At 64.5% G+C, this 23184-nt stretch carries 20 protein-coding genes and 1 pseudogene; 17 read left to right on the top strand and 4 right to left on the bottom strand.

Features of this window, described 5'->3' with window-relative positions; translation table 11 throughout:
• The first annotated feature begins 28 nt into the window (after positions 1 to 28).
• From QE385_RS16620 to QE385_RS16590, 7 genes and pseudogenes are all read left to right on the top strand, one after another.
• Complete coding sequence (locus QE385_RS16620; RefSeq protein WP_307103721.1) at positions 29 to 1540, top strand: MFS transporter; 1512 nt, start codon at positions 29 to 31, stop codon at positions 1538 to 1540.
• A gap of 43 nt (positions 1541 to 1583) precedes the next feature.
• A complete protein-coding gene (locus tag QE385_RS16615) occupies positions 1584 to 2138 on the top strand; it encodes a recombinase family protein (protein ID WP_307103719.1) in 555 nt (184 codons plus the stop codon).
• A gap of 185 nt (positions 2139 to 2323) precedes the next feature.
• The gene (locus tag QE385_RS16610) at positions 2324 to 3481 is read left to right on the top strand and encodes an epoxide hydrolase family protein (RefSeq protein WP_307103718.1); all 1158 of its coding nucleotides are present in this window, start codon (positions 2324 to 2326) and stop codon (positions 3479 to 3481) included.
• A gap of 349 nt (positions 3482 to 3830) precedes the next feature.
• Complete coding sequence (locus QE385_RS16605; protein ID WP_307103716.1) at positions 3831 to 4265, top strand: hypothetical protein; 435 nt, start codon at positions 3831 to 3833, stop codon at positions 4263 to 4265.
• A gap of 55 nt (positions 4266 to 4320) precedes the next feature.
• Positions 4321 to 4698, top strand: coding sequence for a transposase (locus tag QE385_RS16600; RefSeq protein WP_272815911.1), 378 nt, complete (start codon positions 4321 to 4323; stop codon positions 4696 to 4698).
• Complete coding sequence (tnpB, locus tag QE385_RS16595; RefSeq protein WP_126053555.1) at positions 4695 to 5042, top strand: IS66 family insertion sequence element accessory protein TnpB; 348 nt, start codon at positions 4695 to 4697, stop codon at positions 5040 to 5042. The genes QE385_RS16600 and tnpB overlap by 4 nt, the downstream gene beginning before the upstream one ends.
• A gap of 111 nt (positions 5043 to 5153) precedes the next feature.
• Positions 5154 to 6651 (top strand): annotated as a pseudogene (locus QE385_RS16590) (IS66 family transposase).
• 134 nt (positions 6652 to 6785) lie between these two features.
• Here the strand turns inward: QE385_RS16590 and QE385_RS16585 are convergent.
• A complete protein-coding gene (locus QE385_RS16585; protein ID WP_307104782.1) occupies positions 6786 to 7760 on the bottom strand; it encodes a DUF1176 domain-containing protein in 975 nt (324 codons plus the stop codon).
• 376 nt (positions 7761 to 8136) lie between these two features.
• Here QE385_RS16585 and QE385_RS16580 point away from each other — a divergent pair, with 376 nt between their 5' ends.
• From QE385_RS16580 to bla, 3 genes are all read left to right on the top strand, one after another.
• Positions 8137 to 8676, top strand: a complete 540-nt coding sequence (locus QE385_RS16580) for a hypothetical protein (RefSeq protein ID WP_307103712.1) — start codon at positions 8137 to 8139, stop codon at positions 8674 to 8676.
• 85 nt (positions 8677 to 8761) lie between these two features.
• Entirely contained in the window at positions 8762 to 9241 is a 480-nt protein-coding gene (locus QE385_RS16575; protein WP_307103709.1) for a hypothetical protein, read from the top strand.
• Between the two features lie 10 nt (positions 9242 to 9251).
• Positions 9252 to 10148: a class A beta-lactamase gene (bla, locus tag QE385_RS16570; protein WP_307103707.1), complete on the top strand. Its 897-nt coding sequence runs from the start codon at positions 9252 to 9254 to the stop codon at positions 10146 to 10148.
• Positions 10149 to 10223: 75 nt separating this feature from the next.
• Here the strand turns inward: bla and QE385_RS16565 are convergent, their stop codons facing one another.
• Positions 10224 to 11156 carry an NAD(P)-dependent alcohol dehydrogenase gene (locus tag QE385_RS16565; protein ID WP_307104780.1) on the bottom strand — a complete coding sequence of 311 codons (933 nt, stop codon included), beginning with the start codon at positions 11154 to 11156 and terminating at the stop codon, positions 10224 to 10226.
• A 197-nt stretch (positions 11157 to 11353) separates the two neighbouring features.
• Between QE385_RS16565 and QE385_RS16560 the strand changes: the two genes are divergently transcribed.
• The 4 genes from QE385_RS16560 (at position 11354) to QE385_RS16545 (ending at position 14610) form a co-directional block, all read left to right on the top strand.
• Positions 11354 to 12274, top strand: a complete 921-nt coding sequence (locus QE385_RS16560; protein WP_307103704.1) for a LysR family transcriptional regulator — start codon at positions 11354 to 11356, stop codon at positions 12272 to 12274.
• 103 nt (positions 12275 to 12377) lie between these two features.
• A complete protein-coding gene (locus QE385_RS16555; protein WP_307103703.1) occupies positions 12378 to 12722 on the top strand; it encodes a DUF1801 domain-containing protein in 345 nt (114 codons plus the stop codon).
• A 91-nt stretch (positions 12723 to 12813) separates the two neighbouring features.
• A protein-coding gene (locus QE385_RS16550) for an IS630 family transposase (RefSeq protein WP_307103701.1) occupies positions 12814 to 13760 on the top strand; the annotation gives its coding sequence in 2 pieces (ribosomal slippage) (positions 12814 to 13150 and positions 13150 to 13760; 948 coding nt in all).
• Between the two features lie 256 nt (positions 13761 to 14016).
• Positions 14017 to 14610, top strand: coding sequence for a TetR/AcrR family transcriptional regulator (locus tag QE385_RS16545; protein WP_307103699.1), 594 nt, complete (start codon positions 14017 to 14019; stop codon positions 14608 to 14610).
• Here the strand turns inward: QE385_RS16545 and QE385_RS16540 are convergent.
• Positions 14591 to 15823, bottom strand: a complete 1233-nt coding sequence (locus tag QE385_RS16540) for a cytochrome P450 (RefSeq protein WP_307103697.1) — start codon at positions 15821 to 15823, stop codon at positions 14591 to 14593. The genes QE385_RS16545 and QE385_RS16540 overlap by 20 nt on opposite strands.
• Positions 15820 to 16986 carry an MFS transporter gene (locus tag QE385_RS16535; protein WP_307103695.1) on the bottom strand — a complete coding sequence of 389 codons (1167 nt, stop codon included), beginning with the start codon at positions 16984 to 16986 and terminating at the stop codon, positions 15820 to 15822. Before QE385_RS16535 ends, QE385_RS16540 begins: the two co-directional genes overlap by 4 nt.
• 152 nt (positions 16987 to 17138) lie before the next feature.
• Here QE385_RS16535 and QE385_RS16530 point away from each other — a divergent pair, with 152 nt between their 5' ends.
• From QE385_RS16530 to QE385_RS16520, 3 genes are all read left to right on the top strand, one after another.
• Positions 17139 to 19349, top strand: coding sequence for a TonB-dependent receptor (locus tag QE385_RS16530; protein WP_307103693.1), 2211 nt, complete (start codon positions 17139 to 17141; stop codon positions 19347 to 19349).
• 5 nt (positions 19350 to 19354) lie between these two features.
• On the top strand, positions 19355 to 20533 hold the full coding sequence (gene solA / locus QE385_RS16525) for an N-methyl-L-tryptophan oxidase (protein WP_307103691.1): 1179 nt from the start codon (positions 19355 to 19357) through the stop codon (positions 20531 to 20533).
• A 520-nt stretch (positions 20534 to 21053) separates the two neighbouring features.
• Positions 21054 to 23180, top strand: coding sequence for a TonB-dependent siderophore receptor (locus QE385_RS16520; protein ID WP_307103689.1), 2127 nt, complete (start codon positions 21054 to 21056; stop codon positions 23178 to 23180).
• Positions 23181 to 23184: the final 4 nt, after the last annotated feature.

Below are 23184 nucleotides of genomic sequence, written 5' to 3'. Positions count from 1 at the left end.
TAAGGCGGTGCGCGGAGGTATCCCGCATATGACCAGCTCATCTCGTAATCCTGCCGTCACCCGCCCCCGTGCCGCTTTGGCTGCGGTGTGCACAGCCGCCCTCATCCTGCCCATGAGTTTTTCCGGCGGAGCGGTGGCAACGCCTGCGATCGGGCATTTGCTGGGCGGCGACCTGCCGGGGCTCGCCTGGATCACGAACGCCTTCATGCTGACGTTCGGTGGGCTGCTGATGACTGCAGGTACGCTGGCCGATCGCTGGGGCCGCAAGCGGGTGTTCATCGCAGGCGTCGGTCTGTTCGGTGTCGCCTCCTTTATGCTGAGCTTGGCGCCGACACTCGGTTGGATTGATCTGCTGCGCGCCGTGCAGGGCGTCGGTGCAGCTGGGGCCCTGGCGGGGGGAACCGCGGCCTTGGCGCAAGAGGTCACCGGGTCGGCACGCGCGCGGGCATTCAGCCTGCTGGGCACCACCTTTGGCATCGGCCTGGCATTTGGGCCACTGGTCGCTGGCATACTGATGGAGGCGTTCGGGTGGCGTGCGGTGTTCGCCGCGCCGACGGGCGTGGCGGCCCTTGCGCTTCTGCTCGGGGCGGGGTCGCTGCGCGAAACTCGTGCAGCGGAGTCGTCTGCGATGGACTGGCTGGGCGCAGCGGCCTTCTCCATCGCGCTCTCCTGCCTCACCCTTTTCATACTTCAAGGACCGGTCTGGGGTTGGACCAGCATGCCAATGGCAGGGCTGCTCCTTGCCTCCATTGGCGGGTTTGCACTTTTCGTTCGCGTAGAGCGCCGTAGCACGGCGCCGCTGCTCGATCTTAACCTTTTGCGCTATCCCCGCGTCCTGGGGGTGCAGTTGCTGCCGATCGCGACCTGCTACTGCTTTGTCGTGCTGCTGGTTCTGCTGCCGCTGCGGTTCATCGGTGTCGAAGGCATGACCGAAACCCACGCAGGGGTGCGCATGCTCGGCTTGTCGGCGCCAATGCTGGTCGCGCCGACGCTGGCGGTACGGCTGGCGCGTCGGCACTCGGCAGGGAGCTTATCGGCGGCCGGTTTGCTAGTAGCAAGCGCAGGTCTGCTCTGGCTGTCGCTGTGCGGTCCCGGGTCCGGCGCGACACCGGTGCCGGCGATGCTTCTGATCGGCATGGGGGCCGGATTGCCATGGGGATTGATGGACGGCCTGTCGGTCGCGGTCGTGCCGTCGGAACGTGCCGGCATGGCCACGGGTATCTTCAACACCACCAGGGTCGCGGGTGAGGGCATCGCGCTGGCGAGCGTAACGGCGGGATTGGCGGCCCTGGTGCGCTGGCACCTCGATCGGCTTACGATCGGCTCCGCTCAGGTCCGGCCGCTTTTGGCCCAGCATCTGGTTACCGGCGACCTTGGCCGGGCCATCCGGCTGGGTGCATCGGCCGAGGCACTGAAGGAGAGTTATGCGAGCGGCTTCGCGGTTCTCCTATACGTCCTCGCTGGCGTAACTTGCGCGTCCGCAGTGCTGGTGTTCGTGACCTTGCGGCGCGTCGACGCTCATGAGGTGTCGGCGATTTAGGCCGAAGCGCACGGCGGTTCGAGAACGTCAACGGACAATCAAGATGCTGATAGGCTATGCTCGTGTGTCGACCATCGACCAGGATTTGGCACTGCAGACGGATGCGCTAGCCAGGGCCGGTTGCGAGAGAATATTCGCCGATAAGGCGAGCGGTGCGAAGACTGATCGACCGGGTTTGACGGAAGCTCTGCAATTCCTGCGCACCGGAGACACGCTCGTGATATGGAAACTCGACCGGCTTGGTCGTTCCATCCGGGGCCTTATCGACCTTGCCGCGGGTCTTTCCGATCGGAAGATCGACTTTCGGTCCCTAACCGATGGTTTCGATACCGCCACCCCTTCCGGACGGCTGCTCTTTCACATCCTCGCGTCAGTCGCCGAAATGGAGAGAGAGCTCATTAGGGAACGTACGATCGCTGGGTTGGCAGCAGCCCGGGCGAAGGGAGGCACCGGTGGAGGCCGTAAGCCAACTATGACGGCCGACAAGATCGATACCGCGCGGAAGCTGCTGGCGGCAGGAGACAAACCTGCCAAAATCGCTAAATTGCTGCAGGTTGGCTTATCGACTTTTTATCGGCATTGCCCATCAGGCAGCTAAGCCAGCCTGCTGCAACGGTCGCAACCCTTGCCGATTGGGATCCCAATGAGAAAACCCCGGCCGTCTCGATTGCCGCTCGTTTCCGAGAAACCCAGGGTGTTGCCTTGTTTGGCAAAGGAGATGCTAAACCGGCTGCCTAGTGGGTCGGAACCTCTACTTAGATGTCCGATCCGAGATGAAGAGGAATGACAGTGGCGGCACGGGAGCACAGGATCGCGATCACGGATGAGGCGCTGAGCGATTTGCGGCGCCGCGTGATTGCAGCGCGCCTGCTCGACCCCATCGATCCCGACAGCGGCGAGGACGGCGCCAGTCTACGGCTGGTACGGCGATTGGCGGATCGGTGGGCCGATGGCTTTGATTGGCGCGCCACAGAAGCACGGCTCAACCGGCTTCCGCATTTCATCTCCCGCATCGACGGGCTGAACATTCATTATGTCCATCAGCGCGGCGTTGGCCCCGCACCCATCCCGCTCGTGATGACTCACGGATGGCCAGGATCGTTCGTCGAGATGGAGCGTATCCTGCCGCTCCTCACCGACCCGGCGGCGCATGGGGGGCACGCGACGGACGCGTTTGACGTGGTGGTGCCCTCCCTGCCGGGATACGGTTTGAGTCAGGCGCCGCAGTCGTCCGGCGTGAGCGCTAGGACCATCGCCGGCATGTGGGCGAACCTGATGGCTGAGTTGGGCTATGATCGCTATGGAGCGCAGGGTGGCGACATTGGCGCAGGCGTGTCCCTGTGGCTTGCACGGCAGCGACCTGAGGCATTGACCGGCGTTCACGTGAATTACATCCCTAGCAGCTTTGCACCCTGTATCGATGAAGCGGTCGAACCCATCACTTCGGACGAGCAGGCTTTCCTTGATCGGGCAAGGATGTTTGCAGCCGAGAATGGTGCCTATGCGGCGCTGCACGGCACCAAACCGCAGACACTGGCTTATGCGCTGTCGGACAGCCCGATCGGGCTTGCCGCATGGATGATCGAGAAGTTCGATGCCTGGAGCGACCACGACGGCGATCTCGACAGCGTGATCCCGCTGGAGACGATCATCACCAACATCGCCCTGTACTGGTTCTCCGGTACGATCGACGCATCGCTGCGGCTGTATAAAGAAAACCGGTTCAACCCGCTGGCGTTCGCTTCCGGCGAAAAGGTGCTGGTGCCGCTCGGCGTGGCTGTCTTCCCGCGAGAGCTGCCGATGCCTCCACGCAGCTGGGTCGAGCGGGTGTTTGATGTTCAGCGCTGGAGCACGATGCCCAAGGGCGGGCATTTTGCGGCGCTCGAGCAACCGGCAGCCCTCGCGGAGGAGATACGCGCTTTCTTCCGGCCGCTTCGCTGACCCACCACGCCTGATGCTGCCGGATCGGCTCTGCCGACTAGACGGCAAAGGCGCAGAAACAAGCCGCATTCCCGCTTTCCCATAATTCGATCCCAATGGGAATGCCCCGGCCGTCTCGTGGGCCGTTCCGGGTCGGGAACGATGCCGCTGAGTGGTCTAGGCTATTCGAACCGTGGCTATGGGATCAGTGCGCCGAGTCCGGTTGCATATCCGCGGAGGCGCCAGGCACAACGTTGCAAGGCAATCTTTGCATTGCAAGCAAGGCGATCCTAGGTGGTGCTCGATCCACCGCGCCATGAACCTTTTCACTTTCACCAAACTCTAGCGTCGATCATCTGGAGAAGTGGTAATGACGATGTTGCTTTACCTCGCTGCCGTAACGGCTGGCTTCGTAGCACCAAATCCGGGTGGCGGGATCATCATGACAGATATCGAATTGTCGGAATGGCATCCCTCAATGCGTCTTGTTTTGGATCTGGAAACTGGTCGCTATGTCATTAGGCCGACTGCGGCAAAATGGCCGAAAGGCGAAGTTCGGCCCGATCCGCGCCATGGTACATTGGCGGGTGAGGCTTTGCATAAGGTAAGAGCGTTGTTCGGCATTGCGATGGACGCCGGCGTGGCGAATGAAAGCTGCGTCAAGGCGGATGGAAAGGGTTTTCCGGGCATAGTATCGAACGCCAGCGTGCCCCGCCTTAGTCTCGAAGCCGGCGAGCGCCGCATAGCAGCACCGGCCATGTATGAATGCTGGACCGTAAGCGTCCGGTCTTCTCCGCCTTGCTGACGAGGTGATGCGCAAGCCACAGGTGCGGCACTGTGGCAGACACCGGTGCGGCATCATGGCGACGCGAATTATCGAGATGGTTGGGGCAGAGCCGCGGCGACGGTTCAGCGACGATGACAAAGCGCGGATCGTGTCGGAGGCGATGATGCCGGGAGCGAGCGTGCTGGACGTGGCGCGGCGTCACCGGGTTTGTACGTCGCTGGTGTACCGCTGGCGACGCACGCTGCTGCGCGACGGGGTGGCAAGCGAAGTGTTGCCGTTGCCTGGTGCGGCGTTCGTGCCCGTCGAGGTGGCGGGCGCGCCCATGGTGCCGCAGCCGGAGCCGCTCGGACCGGGTATGGTGGAAGTGGTCGGTCCGACCGGGCAGCGCATCCGCCTGGCACCTCCCATCGACGCGCGGGTGCTGAAGGCCGTGCTGGCCGGGTTCGCTTGATCGGGCCGCCGAGCGGCGTCCGGGTGTATCTGGCGGCCGGGGTCACGGATATGCGCAAGGGGTTCGACGGGCTGGCCGCGCTGGTACAGCAGCGGCTGCGCCAGGATCCGTTTGGCGGTGCGGTGTACGCCTTCCGGGGCAGGCGCGGTGATCTGGTCAAGCTGTTGTGGTGGGATGGCCAGGGTCTCGTGCTCCATGCCAAGCGCCTGGAGCGGGGCCGGTTCACCTGGCCGGCGACCGCGGACGGCGTCGCGGTGCTGACTCCGGCGCAGCTGTCGATGCTGCTCGAAGGGGTGGACTGGCGGCATCCGATCCGGTCCTCGCAGCCAACTTTGGCTTGGTAAAAAGCACGGTTTCCTGCGGCTTTCGCGTGTATCGGCACGACTGTTCTGGTATAAGCAGGCGTGTCGCCCGATGCCGCCTCGCTGCCCGACGATATCGCCCTCCTGAAGGCCATGCTCATTGCTGCCGGCGCCGAGCTGGAGCAGTTGCGGATGCAGGTCGCGCGGCTGCGGCGCATGGCCTTTGGCCGCTCCTCGGAGAAACTGACGCATCAGGCAGACCAGTTGGAACTCGGGCTGGAAGAGCGTGAGGCGGAAGCCGCCATTGCGGCGATGCCGGCGACTACCCGGACACGGGAGGCCGCCAAGCCGTATCGACAGCCACTGCCCGACCATCTGCCCCGCACGGACGTCGTACATGAGGCACCGTGCGTCTGCCCCGACTGCGGTGGTGCCATGCGGCGCATGGGCGAGGACGTCACCGAGCAGCTCGACTATGTGCCTGCCTCGTTCCGGGTCGTGCGCCACGTCCGGCCGCGGCTGAGCTGTCGGTCATGCGAGCGCATCGTGCAGGCGCCGTTGCCGTCCATGCCTATCGAGCTGGGCAGGCCCGGCGCGGGGCTGCTCGCACATGTGCTGGTGTCCAAATATGCTGACCATCTGCCGCTCTACCGCCAGTCGGGCATCTACACGCGCCAGGGCATCGACCTTGCCCGCTCCACGCTCGCTGACTGGGTCGGGCGCTCGGCCGCGCTCCTCGATCCGCTGGTCGACGCGCTCGAGCGCCACGTCATGGGAGGCTCTACCCTTCACGCCGACGACACGCCCGTACCGGTGCTGGCCCCCGGTGCCGGTCGCACCAGGACGGGCAGGCTGTGGACCTATGTGCGTGACGAGCGCGGGGCTGGCGGCGAGGCCCCGCCCGCCGTGCTGTTCCGCTACGCGCCCGACCGCAAGGGCGAACGCCCCGCCGGGCACTTGCGGACATTCCGGGGCGATCTGCACGCCGATGGCTATGCCGGGTTTGACCGCCTCTATGGAGATCGCATCCGCGAGGTGGCCTGCTGGGCGCACGTCAGGCGCAAGTTCTTCGACATCCATGCCGCAACCGGCTCTACCACGACCCGCGAGGCACTGGACCATATCGCCGGGTTCTATGCCGTCGAGCAGGACGTGCGCGGTCGGCCCCCGGACGAGCGACGACATGTGCGCCAAGCCAGAACCGGACCAATGCTCGATGCGTTCCGCCAGTGGCTCGACGCGACCGGACCAAAGCTGTCCCGCCGCTCAGACCTCGCGGTCGCCATCCGCTATGCGCTCACCCGCTGGACGGCGCTGACCCGCTATGCCGACGACGGCCGCCTCGAGATCGACAACAATGCCGCCGAGCGTTCACTGCGCGGCATTGCCGTCGGTCGCAAAAACTGGCTGTTCGCGGGCTCCGACCAAGGCGGGCACCGCGCCGCCAGCATCTACAGCCTCGTGGAAACCGCCAGGCTCAACGGCGTCAACCCCGAGGCCTGGCTGGCCGACACCATCAGCCGCATCGCAGACCATCCGGCCCGCCGGGTCGCTGAACTGCTGCCGTGGAACTACCGTCCCGCTTGATGTGACGCCGTCACCGGACGCTTACGCTGGACCTCAGCCGCCGATGGCCTTCAACAGGCCCTGACCGAAACGTTCGATGGCAAGACGCCTTAAACCGCATTTCCGATACCCCAGCTCCTTCACATCGATGTGCATTTCTTGGCACTTGTATCGGAAGCCACTTTTCCCGGGTGTCGAGGGCGCCAGACAGACGCGCGTTTACGACCGAACCTCTGCCCGCCAGGTTTGAATGAAGCCGACGTTACCTCGGCAATCGGGCATCTCAAATTGCCGGGCAAGGCGCATGCTCAGTCCGTCCCAGGCGAACGCCTGTTGCACGCCGCAGTCGCCAAGACCGCGCCCCTTGGTGAAGCTCATCACCCTGTTGTCCCTGATGCCGCCACCAACGATTTCGTGGATATTGTTCGCGGTGGCATCGCCGGGATCTTCAAAGCCGACCGGAGCGTCGAACGGCGCAGGTCTGATTTTACCGCCTTCAAGGACGAAAATGGCGATGCCGACATTATAGGGCGCACTATGGCACGGAAGGAGAACGACGCGCTGGCCTTCGCCCGCTTTTGCCACGCTGGGCGGCAGCGACAAGTCATCAGACGGTTGCTCACAATCACCAAGCTTGCGCATTGCCGCCAACATGCTCGTATCCAGTTTCGACGGGATAGGAACCAGTGTCCGGGCGCTGAGCATCGGTACGGCAGGTGCAGTCGGAACCGAGCTTGCGCTTCCTGATCCTTTGGCGACGATAGCCGTCACGGTGCCGCTACGTCCCTGCATCGCATCGATATAGCGTAGCGCGGCCGATGCGCCGGCCAGAGAAAAGGTCCTGCCCGTTCCCTTGACCTCCGCTGCCATACCGTGGGCCATTGCAGCGGCGATGACTTCAGCGTCGGTTCCATAGTCGCGCCCATCGACCACGATGCTGGGCGACCGTTCGTTCAATCCCTCGACATCCATTCGAAAGCGACCAGCCGCACCAGGTGCCCGGATCAAATTAACCGTCACCGGGGGCCATGAATTTTCCGGAACGCCCGGGACCAGCGACGCCATGGTGCACGTCAGGCCATTATCGCAGCCAACCGCCCAATCTTTGAACAATTTAACCGTCCCCGGGTGGGGTGGTCCGCCCGACGCAGCCAACGGCAACAGGGATATAGTGGCGATCGCAAGACGGTGCATACATATCATGACGAAGCCTTCATGCAGCAATTTGGTGTGCGAGTGACCTTAGCAAGCATTGATGACAGTCTTTCCGCTCCAGCAGGTGCACCATGGCTCTCGTGTCTGTTTTGTAGCCAGATGGCTTACAATCCGCTGATAGGTCGATGAAATGGATAGATGGTCCTCATACGGCTACTCAGCGTGTTTGTCGTGCCACACCGGATGCGCATGTTTGAGGAACGTCAGATCATTCCCAGAATACGATCCCAACGGGAATGCCCCGGCCGTCTTGCAGGCCGTTCCAAATCTAGAATCTGGTTGATCCACTAGTGCGCCTTGTCTGTGGTCTATCTGGACAATACAGTAGTGCCTTACTGTGAAGGGAGAGCGACCGATGAGCGGATATTGGCGCATTGCGGCTTTCGGATCGCTGGCCCTGAGCAGTCCGCTGCTGGCACAGGACAGCGACGGTCAGGATTACCCCGATCTCCCGCGCTACCCGCAGTCTGTCATCGACGGCTATCGCGCGCCCTCGCTGGACGAAATTGTCATACCGACCGGCCCTATCGCCAACGTCGAGGCGCAGGCGAACAGAAAGGTGCTGGAAGGCAAGATCACCCATATCGACTATCGAGTGAAACCCGCCACCGCTCCGTTGCAGATCGAACGCTATTACGGCGAGATGTTGAAAAAAGCCGGGTTCTCGATCGCCTATTCGTGCGTCGGCCCGTCCTGCGGGCGCGACATGGGCGCGCTGATCCTGAATTCCGGCAAGGTCGCGCCGGTCGGGCTTGCGGACGGCCTGTTCAACGACGGGATACGGGTGCTGATCGCCCGACGTGCCGATAGCTGGGTCGTGCTACATATCGCCGAGGGGCCGGATCGGTCGCAGATATTCCAGGCGGTCGTGGAAAACGTATCCCCGCGTCGATAGATTGGGGGGCGCTTGCGGGATCGCCTAGTCCCGTAACGGAGATGAGCCGAACAGATCAGTATCGCGCCAGAGGACGACATCGCCCGTGACTTTACGCCTTACAGCCGCCCTGCTGATCGCCGTTGCCGGCCCCGTTTCCGCCCAGACCCCCGACCGCACGGACAGGAATGTTCGGGCTGTAGCGGTCAGGTTTCAGCATGCGATCCGCCACCGGGACAAAGCGGAGTTCCTGTCACTCTTCCTTAATCCGGCTGCCACCAACTGGCAGGAGGTCATGAGTATGAAGGCCTTGGCAAAGGACGCTTCGAGTAAGGGTATCAAGGCGGTCTATGATCCAGGGAACAATCCGGTCGCGTTCATCGACAGCATCGTTGCCCGAAAGGGTAACGCGGATGAGGATTTCAACGACATCCGTATCGCAGGGGATGGTGAATCGGCGGCAATGTCGTTCGACTATGCGTTCAGGATCGACGGCGTGGTCCTGAACACCGGCATGGAGCATTGGCTTCTCGTCAATACCAACAGCGGATGGCGGATCGTATCAGTGGCGTGGTCGGTAAAATGACGATAGTTGCATGATGAATCGCCGCGATGTGATGCTGGCGATTGGCGCGAGCCTGGTCCTAGCCGACCGCGTTGATGCAGGGACGCGTATGCGCAATCCGACCGCGCGTCTTCGTGCGATCGAGCGGACATCGGGCGGCAGGCTGGGCGCCTTCATTTTCGACACCGGCAGCGGACGCAGCTTTGGCTGGCGCGCCGACGAACGCTTCTGTCACTGCTCGACGTTCAAATTGTCATTGGCCGCCATGGCGCTCCGCGAAGCCGATGCCGGGCGCCTCGACCCGATGGAGACGCTCCCCTTCAGCCGTGCCGACATCGTCGCCTATTCGCCGGTCGTCGAGGAGAATCTGGATAAGGGGACACTCCCTATCCTAGCGCTGGCGGAAGCCGTGCAGGTTACGAGCGACAATGCCGCTGCGAACGTGCTCATGCGCCGCCTGGGAGGCCCCGACGCGGTCACACAGTTCTGGCGCGACATCGGGGACGCCGTGAGCCGGCTTGACGGTTACGAACCCGCCATCAACGTGATCCCGCCCGGCACGCAGGAGAACAGTACCACGCCGAGGGCGATGGCCGAAACGGTGCGGCGGATCGTCCTTGGCGATGTGTTGCGCCCAGCCAGCTGCGACCGGCTGCGTGGCTGGATGGCAGCGACGCAGAGCGGATCGAAGCGCATCCGGGCGGGCCTGCCCGCTGGTTGGCATGGTCTCGACAAGACCGGCACGGGCATGCGCCCCGGCGTCGGCAACAAGACCAACGATCTGGCGGTGCTCATGCCTCCGGGAGGTCGTAGCCCCCTGATCGTGACCGGCTATTTCGAAAACCCGAATTTCTCGGAGGATGTGCGGCCGGCGGACGAGACAGTCCTTGAGACGCTCGGCAGGGTGGCAGTGACCTGGGACGGATAGGGTTACTCTTGATACCATCCCGATAGGAATGCCTCAGCCGTCTCCCTGAACGTTCCCAACCAAGAACCCTGAAACCTACCCTCTCAGGCTGATGACGATCTTTCCGAACGGCCCCGCATCCAAGTGTCGAAACGCGGCGGCCGCATCATCGAAGCCATAGGTCCGGTCGATGACCGGCTTAACTTCGTGGCGATCGATCGCCCGCACCATGTCCTCAAAAGCTCTGCGGTGACCGACAGTGATGCCTTGGATGGTCGCGCGTTTCAGCATCATCGGTATAGCGGAAAGAATGATGTCGGCGCCGCCCATAAAGCCGATCTGCGCGATACGCCCTCCGCTGCCGAGTGCGGCAGCGGACTCGCGAATGTTGTCGCCACCTATCAATTCCAAGACGTGATCGACACCCCGGCCGCCGGTGAGATCGAGTGCCACACCTGACCACGACGGAGTTTCGTGAGTATCGATCAATCCCCAGGCCCCGAGCGCCTGCGCGCGCGCTAGCTTAGCGGAATTCCGAGACGTGACGATCACGCGAGCCCCCAGCGCCTGTGCGATCTGCAAGCCGAAGATCGCCACGCCACCAGTTCCCTGAACCACCACCGTCTGACCAGCCCGCAGGCCACCCATCTCAACCAACGCGAACCACGCTGTCAGCGCGGCGACGGGCAGCGTGGCTGCCTCTGTATCCGTCAGCGACGTGGGCGCCGCGACCGCAACGTCTTCGTGCAGGACCACGTACTGCGCCAGCATTCCCGGTAACGGACCGCCGAGCGAGCGGCCGTGGCGAGCCATCTCGGCCGGCGGTTCGCCGTCAATCCATTGCGTCCAGAAATTGCCGCAGACCCGATCGCCCGGCCCAAAGCGAGTGACGCTGGCGCCGACCGCCATCACCTCTCCTACCATGTCGGATACGGGAACGAACGGTAGGGCTGGCATTTCGGGCAGCAGTTCGCCTTCCACCACCAGCTTGTCCCGGTAATTGAGCGATACTGCCGATACGCGGACCAGCAGCTCGCGGTTCGCCGGTTCCGGGAGCGCGACCTCGGCGAGTTCGAGATTGGCCAGGCCAAAGGCAGGAAGTTACCACTGCTTCATCACCATACTGCAACCCCATGTCTGCCGATGGGGATGGACGATATTGGCGATTGATGGGATTGTATCGCGACATATTGCCCGCTCACTTCCTCTCTTTAATCGCCAATGTCATGACCATCCTCTCGCAGCTCCAAGGCATCGCCGCCTTCGTCCACACAGTTGAGACCGGCAGCTTCACGGCCGCCGCGGCACGGATGGGCCTCTCGAAGTCCGCGACCGGCAAAGGTGTCGCGCGTCTCGAAAGCCGGCTCGGGGTGCGGCTTTTGAACCGCACCACGCGCAGCCTCAGCCTCACGGCTGACGGACAGGACTATTACCAAAGTTGCGTAGCGATCCTTGAGGAACTCGGCACCGCCGAGGCGCGCCTGGGTTTGGGACGGGACAATCTCTCCGGGACGATCCGGATCAACCTTCCGATCTCGTTCGGCCGACTGTACTGCATGCCGATCCTCACCGCGTTGGCAGCCCGGCATCCGGCGCTACGTCTAGACGTGACGTTCGCCGACCGGCGGGTGGACCTGGCCGAAGAGGGGATCGATCTGGTCGTGCGCCTTGGCCATCCTGGCGATCAGAGCAGCCTCACCGGGCGGCGGGTCGCCTGGCAGCGTTCCGTCATCTGCGCGAGCCCGACCTATCTCGAACGCCACGGCCGGCCTGGGACCGTTGACGATCTGACGAAGCACGATTGTCTCGCCTTCGCACGTGATGGCCGCCCGCTCCCCTGGACGGTAATCGGCGACGATGGCGCCGCGCGCGCTCTCGCCATCGAGCCTCGTCATGTCATCAGCCACGGCGAGGCGCTACGGGATGCCGTCGTGAGCGGGTTGGGCCTTGCCTATCTGTCGACCTGGCTGGCGGCCGACGACCTGCGATGCGGTCACCTCGAAGCCTTGCCGATTTCGACGCCAAATGAGGAAGCGGCCATATCGATCCTTTGGCACCGGACGCGCGAGCGTTCGCACAAAGTCCGGTTCGTGGCCAATGCCCTAATCGCCGCGTTCACACCGATCCCACCATGGGAGAGAGCTTGAAATCGATGAAGGCCGTAGTCCGAGCATTCTCGAAACTTGATCGATTTCGAGAGGAAGAACGAGACCGATTGCAGGCGCGGTAAGAGCTTGGCATTTCTTCCGCATGGGAGAAGCAATCGGCACGTTCGAACAGGTCGTATCGCTGGAACCCCAGCATGAAACGCTGCTGCGCGCGTTACGGGCCTTGGCCTTCGAGCTGCATCCCGATCTTGTCGAGGTGGCACGGCCAGGCGATCGGGCTGTGAGTTGGGGCTGGGGTCCCAAGAAGATGAGCGAGGCTTATGCCTGCGCCCTCCCCTACAAGGACCATGTGAACCTCGCCTTCTATCGAGGTGCCGAACTGGCAGACCCTCTCGCCAAGCTTCGGGGGACCGGCAAGGCGATGCGGCACATGCCACTTACCAAGCTGGAACAGCTAAACGATCTCCTTGAACGAGCAGGCAACTAGAGCAAATTCCGAGCGTCGTGAATCGAGTAGGGATTCCCAAGCGGCTTGAAGTCTGATTCATGATCGTCACCGGTGACGGGAGGCCGGTCAGATGGGCAAGCCATTGTCGATGGACCTGCGCGAGCGGGTGGTTGGTGCGATTTTGGGAGGCATGTCACGCCGGGCGGCAGCAGCACGGTTCGGGGTGAGCGCGGCCAGTGCGGTGCGGTGGGCGGCGCTTCAGCGCGATCAGGGGAAGCCCGTGGCCAAGCCGCAGGGAGGTGACATGCGCTCGGTCGCAACGGAGGCCAAGGCGGCGCGCATCTGGGCGCTGTACGAGGCGGCTCCCGACATCACGCTTGCTGAGTTGCGCGCGGCACTGGCCGCTGAGGGGGTTGCGGTGGCGGTATCGACGCTGTGGCGCTTCTTCGCGCGCCACGGGCACACGCGCAAAAAAAGACCGGCCATGCACAGGAGCAGGACCGCCCCGACGTCCTGAGCGCGCGCGAGGCCTGGTTCGATGGCCAGCTCGACCTCGATCCGCAAACGCTGGTCTTCGTCGACGAAACCGGTGCCAGCACGAAGATGGCGCGCCGCTACGGACGCGCGCCGCGCGGGCAACGGCTGCGCATGGCCGTGCCGCACGGTCACTGGAAGACGACAACGTTCGTCGGAGGCTTGCGGCTCTCGGGCATGACCGCGCCGCTCGTCATCGACGGACCCATGACGGGGGCATGGTTCGCAGCCTGGGGCGCCCGCGCACTCGCCCCGACGCTGAAGCCCGGCGACGTGGTGATCCTCGACAACCTGCCCGCCCACAAGAGCGTCGTGGCACGCATGGCGATCGAGGCAAGGGGTGCCCGGCTGCTTTTCCTTCCGCCTTACTCGCCCGACTTCAACCCGATCGAAAACGCCTTCGCCAAGCTCAAGGCGCTCCTGCGCAAAGCCGCCGCCCGCACCCGCGACGACCTGTACCGCGCCATCGGTGCCGCCATCGACACGTTCACGCATGCCGAGTGCGCCAACTACTTCGCCGCTGCCGGTTACGATGCAGACTGATCGGAATTTGCTCTAACAATCAACCCGGACCACCCGGTGGGGGCTGCTCATCCTGGTGACCACCCCCCGGCCAACGGAATTGTCCTTGATAGGTTGAACCGCAACGACGGCGCATGCCGACACGTCCACTATCAGTCATTGATCACTCGCCATTGAATCTTCGGCAGGCCCCCGACGCGGTCGGTTGCGAAGGAGGCAATAGAGACCGCCTCACGAGAAACTTGAGAAAGTTCGGAAAAACGGGTTGGAGAAAGTCATGCCCGATACAATCACCCCCGCTGCCAAATTGTCTACGCGCGCATGGCTAGAGTCGGCGCGGGCGATGTTGATCCGTGACGGGATTCACGCCGTCAAGATCGATCGGCTCGCCCGCGAATGTGGGGTGACGCGTGGCGGGTTCTACTGGCGGTTCAGCAGCCATGCGGAATTGCTCGCGGCGTTACTCGATGACTGGCGCGAGACCAATACCGCACCGATGCTGGCGGCGCTCGACGGGCCGGACGATCCCGACACGCGGTTCGCGCGTCTCGCCCGGCTTTGGGTTGACGAACAGGGGTTCAGCTCGGCCTATGACGCGGCAGTACGCGAATGGGCGCGGGGTGATGCAGCGGTGCGCGCCGTCGTCCATGCGGTGGACGACCAGCGGATCGGTGCGCTGTGCGGGCTGTTCCTCGACTATGGCTATGGCGCGGACGAAGCGCTGGTGCGGGCACGTATCACCTATTATCATCAGGTCGGCTATTACGCGCTGGATGCGCAACGCGACGATGTCCGCCGCAGCGAACTTACTCCGCTCTATATCAAGGCACTGACCGGGCCGCTGGGCCGGATCATACCGACCGCGGACTGACCGACAGGTCTAGCCGGGTCAAGCCGCTCGTCGCGAACGCCCCGCCAGTCACCGGGATTCGTTCGCCGCTTGCCACGATCGATCCGGTGGTGGCCGCGATATGCTCCAGCATCAGCCGCAATTCGAGGCGCGCGAGCCACGACCCCATGCAGATATGCATGCCGAACCCGAACCCGGCATGCGGTGATCCGCGCCGGTCCGGGTCGAAGCGTTCGGGATCGGCAAAACGCGTCATGTCGCGGTTGGCCGATGCGATCAAAAATCGGACCGGCGCACCCGCCGGCACGGCATGCCCCGCGATCATCGTCGCCCGCGCGGCATAGCGAGTGACGCGGTGGACCGAGGGGCGATGGCGCAACATCTCGTCGACGAAGGCTGCCGGACTGCCCCCTGCCCGCAACCACCACAGCGCCGCCGGATCGCGCGCCAACTGGTCGATGCAATTTACCGACAATAGCGTTGTCGTCTCATGGCCCGCCATGAACAACAGACAGGCGAAACCGTTAGCCTCATCGGGAGTCAGCGCCCTTTCGTCGCGCAACACGGCCAGCGCATCGATCACCGTATCTCGACCGCGCCCGGCGGCGCGATCGCCGGCGGCACGGTCCATCGCATCGGCCATGAACGCGCGCATGGCGGCATAGCTGTCGACGCTGGCATGGGGATTGACGACGCCCCGGATGCGCGTGGCGATGAAATCGACGGCGGAGTTGGTCCAGTCGCGCATCTGCGCGGCATCGTCGATGGTGATGCCCAGCACGGTCGCGATGACACCCATGGTCAGAGGCGTCGCGAAACCCGCCGCCGCATCTCCGCCACCGCTAACGAGGAACCGGTCCCAGTGCGTCGCTACTAACGTCCGCACCCGGTCCTCGATCGTGTTCACCGCGCGCGGACCGAATGCTCGGCCGATCGTCTGTCGCATCGGCCCGTGCAGCGGCGGATCGAGCATCAGCAGCAGGCCGGGAATGATCGCGCCGCCCGGCGGCGTGGAGACGAACGTCGCCGCATCCTTCAACCCGGCAAGGACGTCGTCGTAACGGCTGACGAAATAGATCGGCGCATCGGGGCGCCCGGCGCGCACTATGGGGGCGTTGGTCCGCAGCCATGCATAGTGGCGGAACGGATCGGCCTGGATCGCCAAGTCGAACGGATCGAACGGCGGCAGGTCAATGGGCCAGGGGAGGTCGTACGACCAGGGGGCATCGGTCATGCGAAAGACCTTCGAAGTTGCGGTGCAATCCCCAGCGCCAGCAGCAGCCCGGCCAGCGCCAGCGCCGCCGATCCGCAGAGCAGCGCGGCGAGCCCTATCCTTTCGAGCAGCGCCCCGCCCAGCAGCGGCGCGATCGTCGAGGCCGCTGCCGTCGCCAGTGGAGTGACGGTCGCGGCGCGGCCGCTCGGCTCGCGCTCGGCCATTAGCCGGAAGAGAAACGGATAGACGAACGCCCAAATGAAGCGCAGCAGGCAGGCCGCACCGATCGTTACCAGCGGGGTGCCGCCGATCCCCAGCCCGATCGCAGCCAATATCATCGCTACCGCCACCGCCAGCAGCACCGGACGAAAGCGCAGGCCGTCGGCGACCAGCGCCGCCAGCAGCGGTCCGACCATCCCCGCCGACGCTGCCAGCGACAGCAACGTCGCAATGCCCGCCGTCGTCAACGCGTGCGCACTGCCGATCCGTTCGAGGAAGGTCCAGCTCAGGCCCATGCCAGTGAATACGAGGAAGATCGCGACCAGCGGCTTGATTCCCGCCATCGGCACTGGTCGGCGCAAGTCGGCGATCGCCCGGGGCGGAGCGTCGCGCGTCGCGATCGGCACCAGCATTAGTGCGGGCAGTGCCACGACCGAGACCGCGATATAGAAGATCGCCGGACCATGCGCCGCGATCATCAGCGTCAACAACGCCATGCCGCCCGCCGCGATCACATTCTGCCCAGCGGCATAGAGGCTGACCGACACCCCGGGTCGCGCAGAACGTGCCATCAGGCCATAGGCGACGGCGCAGGCCAGTCCCTCCCCCAGCCCCGACACCGCGCGCACGCCGATCAGCACCGCATAGTCGACGACGAAGATCGTCACGATGTTGCCCGCGACCATCACCGCCAAGCCGACATGGAGCAGCGTGCGTTCGCCCGCCCGTGCCAGCAGCAGCGGCGCGAACGCCGTCGCCAGCAGGATGCTGCCCATGTTCGCCGAGACGACGGCTCCCGCTGCCTCCGGCCCGATCTCGAACTGCCGCTGCAGCGCGGCGACCATTACCGGCATGACGTCGGGTAGGGTCACGGCAATCAGCGCGACCGCCACCGCCGCCCAGTCGCGCGAGGCCAGCCCAGCCCAGAATCTGAGCGGGTGGCGACGTGCCGGACCGGAAACCATCCTACCTTCCATCGTTGCGACGATACACAGTTGTATCGGGCGAACCAAAACTGGCGAATAGCTTAGCTTTAATCCCCATCAGAATCGTGTGTGTTGACGATACACCCCTGTATCGTGCTGCTTGTTAAGCAACGGTAACGACAGGGTGGGCTATGCGGGGAATCGGGAAAAACGGCGTCGCGCTGGGTGCGGTCATCGCGGTGATCGGATGGAGCGGGGCGGCCCACGCGCAGGTTACCGACCGCACGGTCGAGGCCGATCGGGCCGATGAGCCCGGCGAGATCGTCGTAACCGCGCAGAAGCGGGTCGAACGGCTGATCGACGTTCCGGTGTCGGTGACGGCGGTCAACGCCGCCGACCTGACGCGGCAGAACCTCACACAGCTTCGCGATTACTTCGACCGCGTGCCCGGACTGAGCTACACCGGCGGCGGCGGCTTCACCACCGTGGCGCTGCGCGGCATTACCACCGGGCGCGGGGCCAATCCGACGGTGTCGACCACCGTCGACGACACGCCGTTCGGATCGTCGTCCTTCGCAGGCTATGGCGACCGGCTGACCCCCGATCTCGATCCATCGAACCTCGAACGCATCGAGGTACTGCGCGGGCCGCAGGGGACGCTGTACGGCGCGAACAATCTGGGCGGCCTCATCAAATATGTCACGGCCACTCCCGATCCGTCGCGCGCCCGCGCCGCGTTCGAGTTTGGCAGCCAATCGATCGCGCATGGCGATACCGGCGCGTTCGCACGCGGATCGGTGAACGTGCCAATTATCGCCGACCGGGTGGCGGTGCGGGTTAACGGCTTCTACCGGCAGGACCCGGGGTTCATCGACAACACGCTATCGAAGGTCGACAACGCCAATAGCGGACGGGTTTGGGGCGGCCGCGTTGCGTTGTTCGCGCAACCGGTCGATGCGCTGACCATTACGGTGCAGGCGCTGACGCAGGACCTGTCGGGCACCGACGCGCCGACCGTGTTCCTTGCCGGCAACGGATCGTCGCCGTTCGGCCGCTGGGCCGCGCCGCTGTCGGCCCGGCCCGTGCCCTATGCGGTGCGCAACCGGCTGTATCAGGGGCGGGCCGCGTGGGACCTGGGCGGGGCCGAGCTGACCTCGATCACCGGCTATGGCGAGAGCCGATACAATACGCCGACCGATTCGACCGACCGGTTCGCCGGCGTGCTGACCCGCTTCGGCTATCCTGGCCGCCGCGCGATCTTGAGCAACACGATCAATACCGACAAATGGACGCAAGAAGTACGCTTGGCGTCGCAGCCTGGCGGCACGATCGACTGGCTGATCGGCGGCTTCTACACCAATGAGGATACGGTCGCGTTGCAAAGCCTCGACGCGATCGCCGGCGGCGACAGCGCAAACCTGTATGCCGGCAACATACCGTCGACCTTCCGCGATCTGGCCGCATTCGGCACGCTCACCTGGCACTTCACCCCCGCGTTCGACGTCCAGTTCGGCGGGCGCATCGCCGAAAACCGGCAGGTGTACCGGCAGGCGCTGTCCGGGCCGCTCAACGGCGGCATTACCGCCAATGTTCAGCGCTCCCGCGAAACCGCCGCGACGTGGCTGGTGTCGCCGCGCTGGCGGATCGGGCGCGATCTAACCGCCTATGCCCGGGTCGCGTCAGGCTATCGCCCCGGCGGCCCCAACACGAATTTGCCCAGCCTGCCGCCGTCGTTCGATAGCGACCGGACCACCAATTACGAACTGGGGCTGAAGGGGCTCACCCCCGATCGCAGGATCGGGTTCGACGTCAGCCTGTTCTGGATCGACTGGACCAATGTCCAGCTATCGGGCAACGACCCGACCAGTGGCTATCTGTTCTACACTAATGGCAGCCGGGCGCGCAGCCGTGGCGCGGAAGCCACCGTCGATCTGCGTCCGTGGAACGGTGGGGCGGTCGCGGTGACCGGCGCTTGGACCGACTCGGCGCTGACCCGCGACCTGCCAGCCGGCCGTACCGCCGCGCTGTTCGGGACCGAAGGGGACCGGCTGCCCTACAGCGCCCGCTGGGCGGGATCGGTCGCGGCCGATCAGGATGTGGCGCTAAGCAACGACGTCACCGGCTTCGTCGGCGGAACGGCGGTCTATAACGGGCGGCGCATCGCCGAGTTTCAGGCGCGCGCAGGCGTGCCGCGGGTAACGCTGCCCGCCTATGCCACGCTTGATCTGCGCGCTGGCGTGCGCAGCAGGCCGCTGGCCTTCACGCTGTTCGCGCGCAACGTGACCGATCAGCGCGGGCGACTGGGCGCCGCCTATCGCACCGCCGCCACCCCGGCCGGCGGCACCGCGATCAGCGTCATCATTCCGCGCACCATCGGCCTGTCGGTCGGCTACAGCTACTGATCGTCATGGCAACCGCATTCGATGTCGCGATCGTCGGGCTGGGCGCGGTCGGCAGCGCAACCTTGTTGCAGGCGGCAGAGCGCGGTCTCCGCTGCGTCGGCATCGACCGGTTCGTGCCGCCGCACGTTCAGGGGTCTTCACACGGCGAGACGCGCATCACTCGCCGCGCGATTGCCGAGGGTCTGGCCTATGTCCCGCTGGCGCTGCGCAGCCATGCGATCTGGCGCGATCTAGAGGCGCGTACCGGGCGCTCCCTGCTGACCACGCCCGGTTGCCTCGTGCTGGCGGCGGGCGGCGGCGGCGATCGTGCGGACAGCTTTCTCGGCCGCACGATCGCCGCCGCTGAGCGGTTCGACATCGATCACGAGCAACTCGACGCCGATGCCATCCGCCACCGCTTCCCGCAATTCGCGGTAGGCGACGCCGACCATGGCTATTTCGAACCGGGCGGCGGCTATCTGCACGTCGAGCGCTGCATCGCGACCAACCTGATGCTGGCCCAAGCAGCGGGCGGCCTCTGCCGCTTCGCCGAGGTAGTGGCGGCGCTGCATCCCATTGCGGGCGGGATCGCGATCGAACTGGCCGGGGGCGAACGGATCATCGCCGCGCAGGTGGTTGTTGCGGCGGGCAGCTGGGCGGGTACGCTGCTGGGCGAACCCTTCGCCTCGCTGCTCACCCCGATACGGCAAGTCATGCACTGGTTCCCGCTCGAACCGGAGCCGGCGCTGACGGCGGCATGGGCGGGGGGACCCACCTTCATCTGGTCGCATGGCGATCGGACGCGCGACTTCTATGGCTTCCCGTCGATCGACGGTGGCTGCACGATCAAGACCGCCAATGAACAGCCGCCGATTCCGGTGACGCCCGACACGGTGCGCCGCACCGTCGATCCTGATGAGGCGGCGGCGATGTACGCCGCGCATGTCGCCGGACGGCTGTGCGGAGTGCGTCCCGATGCCGCGCGATCCGCGGCGTGCCTGTACACGCAGTCGCCCGACGCGCATTTCGCGATCGGCCATCACCCGGCAATGGACCGGGTCCTGGTCGCCTCCCCCTGTTCGGGGCATGGCTTCAAACATTCGGCGGCGATCGGCGAAGCGATCGCGCGACGCCTGGCAGGCGAGACCGATATCCTCGACCTCGCCGAATTTGGGTTGTCGCGCTTCGACGCGCCCAACAAATAAAAGGTACGTCCCACCGCTACCTTTGCTCTCAATCGTTCCAAGTGCGCAGATTTAATGCGGCTTGGCAGACCCTCTTCCGGCCGTTGACACCCTTCCCTTCGCTTCTCAAGTTCAGGCGCTGGGTCATCTCTTCGATAAAAGCAATTTTTGACGCCCGGCTTTCCTTTCGCGAACGACGCGATTGGGGAAGCTGAAGTAAGCTGCTTAAATCGACTGGCTCGCACACTCCGGATGCAATCCAGCTATTTGCTCTAAGGTCAAGACCCATTGATGTGAGTGTCGCGATCTGATCGGGCTCCGCCGGGAGACCGGAATAAGCGACTTTGTTGGCTGATGGATGAACATATAAAGCGGCTGGCCATCGGTGACGCACGCGATCCGCCCATGCCGCGCGGTCGCGCACCGTCTTCAGCAGCCCTGGGGTCGAGCGTAAAGCGGACCTTCGCACCCGCGAAAAAATACTCTTACATAACGATTGCGCGGTATGTTTATGTGCTACTTCCATCATGGGAGGGTTCGTATGCTGAAGCTGGGGGGTTACAGTGTTCCGGTCGTCGGGTTGGTGGTCGCGACGGCAGGAATGCTGCAACCGCACGCTGCCGCCGCGCAGGCGCAACCTCTGCCACGTGATACCGAGGCGGAAGGAAATGCTTCAGCGAACGAAGACATCCTCGTCACCGGGCAGTTGAGCCGGGAAGCGGATCTCGGCGGCACGCTGGGCACGCGTTCGATCCTTGATACGCCGCTGTCGATCAGCAGCGTCTCGCGCGATGATCTGGCCGATCGCGCGGTGACGGCCTTGGGGGAGGTGTTCGCACGGGACCCGGCGGTGACCTCGCTCGGCGATACCACCACGATCTACTCGTCGAACCTCAGCATTCGCGGCCTGCCGCTGGACCCAGCCAACGGCTACAAGATCAATGGCCTGCCCATCTATAATTTCGGCGCGGAACTGCCGATCGCATTCTTCGACAGGATCGACCTGCTGAAGGGGTCGTCGGGTTTTCTCTACGGCTTCAGCGCGCCGGGCGGCATCGTCAACTATGTGACCGCCAAGCCGACCCACGACACGCGGGTCGCGGTCGATGCCGGCTATCGCTCTGACAGCATCTTTTCCGGCCATATTGATGTGGGCGCGCCGGTCGCGCCCGGCTTCGGCTATCGCCTGAACGCGATCGCCGAGGATGGCGACGCCCGCAACGGCGCACATATCCACAACAAGGGTGTCGCGCTGTCGCTGGCGGCCGACCTCGCCCCCGGCCTGCGCTGGACGTTCGACGGCATCTACCAGCGGCGCGAGACGGGCAACGTCGTCCAAGGCGTCAGCGTCAGCAGCTTCACCGGCACGGCGCTGCCGCGCCCGCCGGCGGGCGACGATCCGCTGCCGGTCACGCCCGGCAGTTACTTCGACACCGACTATTATCTGCTGGCGACCGGCCTGCGGATCGCGATCACGCCGGGCTGGAGCGTGTCGGCGGATGCGAGCAGTTCGGGCAACCGGCGCAGCTTCTCGTTCGACTTCGCCTATCTGCGCAACGCGGCCGGCGACTATACCAACTTCGTCAACGACAGCCGGTCGCGTAACCGCTTCGATCAGGGGCGACTCCTCGTCGAAGGAAAATTTGCCACCGGACCGCTGAACCACATTCTCGTCCTGGGGGCATCGGCACAGGGCTATACTGTCTTCGGCAACGTGAACCAGGTGTTCCGGGCGACGGGGTCCAGCAACATCTATACCGGCGCGCCGGTCCCCTATAGCTCGACGATGGTCGTCGCCCCGTACAAGAGCGCCGAGGTCGAACAACAGGCCCTGTTCGCCAGCGATACGGTGGAGGTCGTGCCCGGCCTGTCGTTGCTGGCCGGCGTGCGATGGACCCAGTATCGCCAGCGCGGCTATGCCACGACCCGGCTGCGGACGTCGCAATATGACAAATCGCCGGTCACCCCGACGCTGGCGGTCCTCTACAAGCCGTCGCCGACGACGACATTCTATGCCAGCTACGTCGAATCGCTCGAACAGGGCGCGACCGTATCGAGCCTCTATGCCAATCGCGACGCGTTGCTGGCGCCGCTACGTAGCCGGCAATATGAGGCCGGCTTCAAGATCGACGAACGTGACTGGACCGGATCGGCCGCCGTCTTCGCGGTCCGGCGCGGCGCCGCCTATGCCAATGCCGCCAACGAACTGGTGCAGGACGGCTACGCGCTCTACCGCGGTCTGGATATCAACGGCCGGGTCCGCCCGGTGCGCGGCGTGTCGCTGGGCGCCGGCGTGCTGGTGCTCGACGCCCAATATGAGCGGGCGAGCCCGGCGATCGTCGGCAACCGCGTGGAAGGCACGCCCAATTTCCAGCTGTCGGGCGATATCGGCTATCAGTTCGCAGCGGTGCCGGGCCTGAGCGTCAGCGCGGACGTCCGGCGCAACGACGACGTGACCATCAACAGCGCCGCCACCCCGCGGACGCCGGCCTATACGCTCATCGGCCTGGGGATAAAATACGACCTCCCGCTGTTCGGGCATCAGACTACGCTGCGCGCGAACGTGACCAACCTGACTGATGAGCGCTACTGGTTCTACATCCAGCCCAATTTCATCTTTCCCGGCGAGGCGCGCACGTTGTCGCTCGGGCTGCGGTTCGCCTTCTGATGCG

Origin of the sequence: Sphingomonas sp. SORGH_AS_0950, from assembly GCF_030818415.1 — a bacterium.
GTDB lineage: Bacteria > Pseudomonadota > Alphaproteobacteria > Sphingomonadales > Sphingomonadaceae > Sphingomonas.
This window is presented reverse-complemented; position numbering and strand designations above follow the sequence as displayed.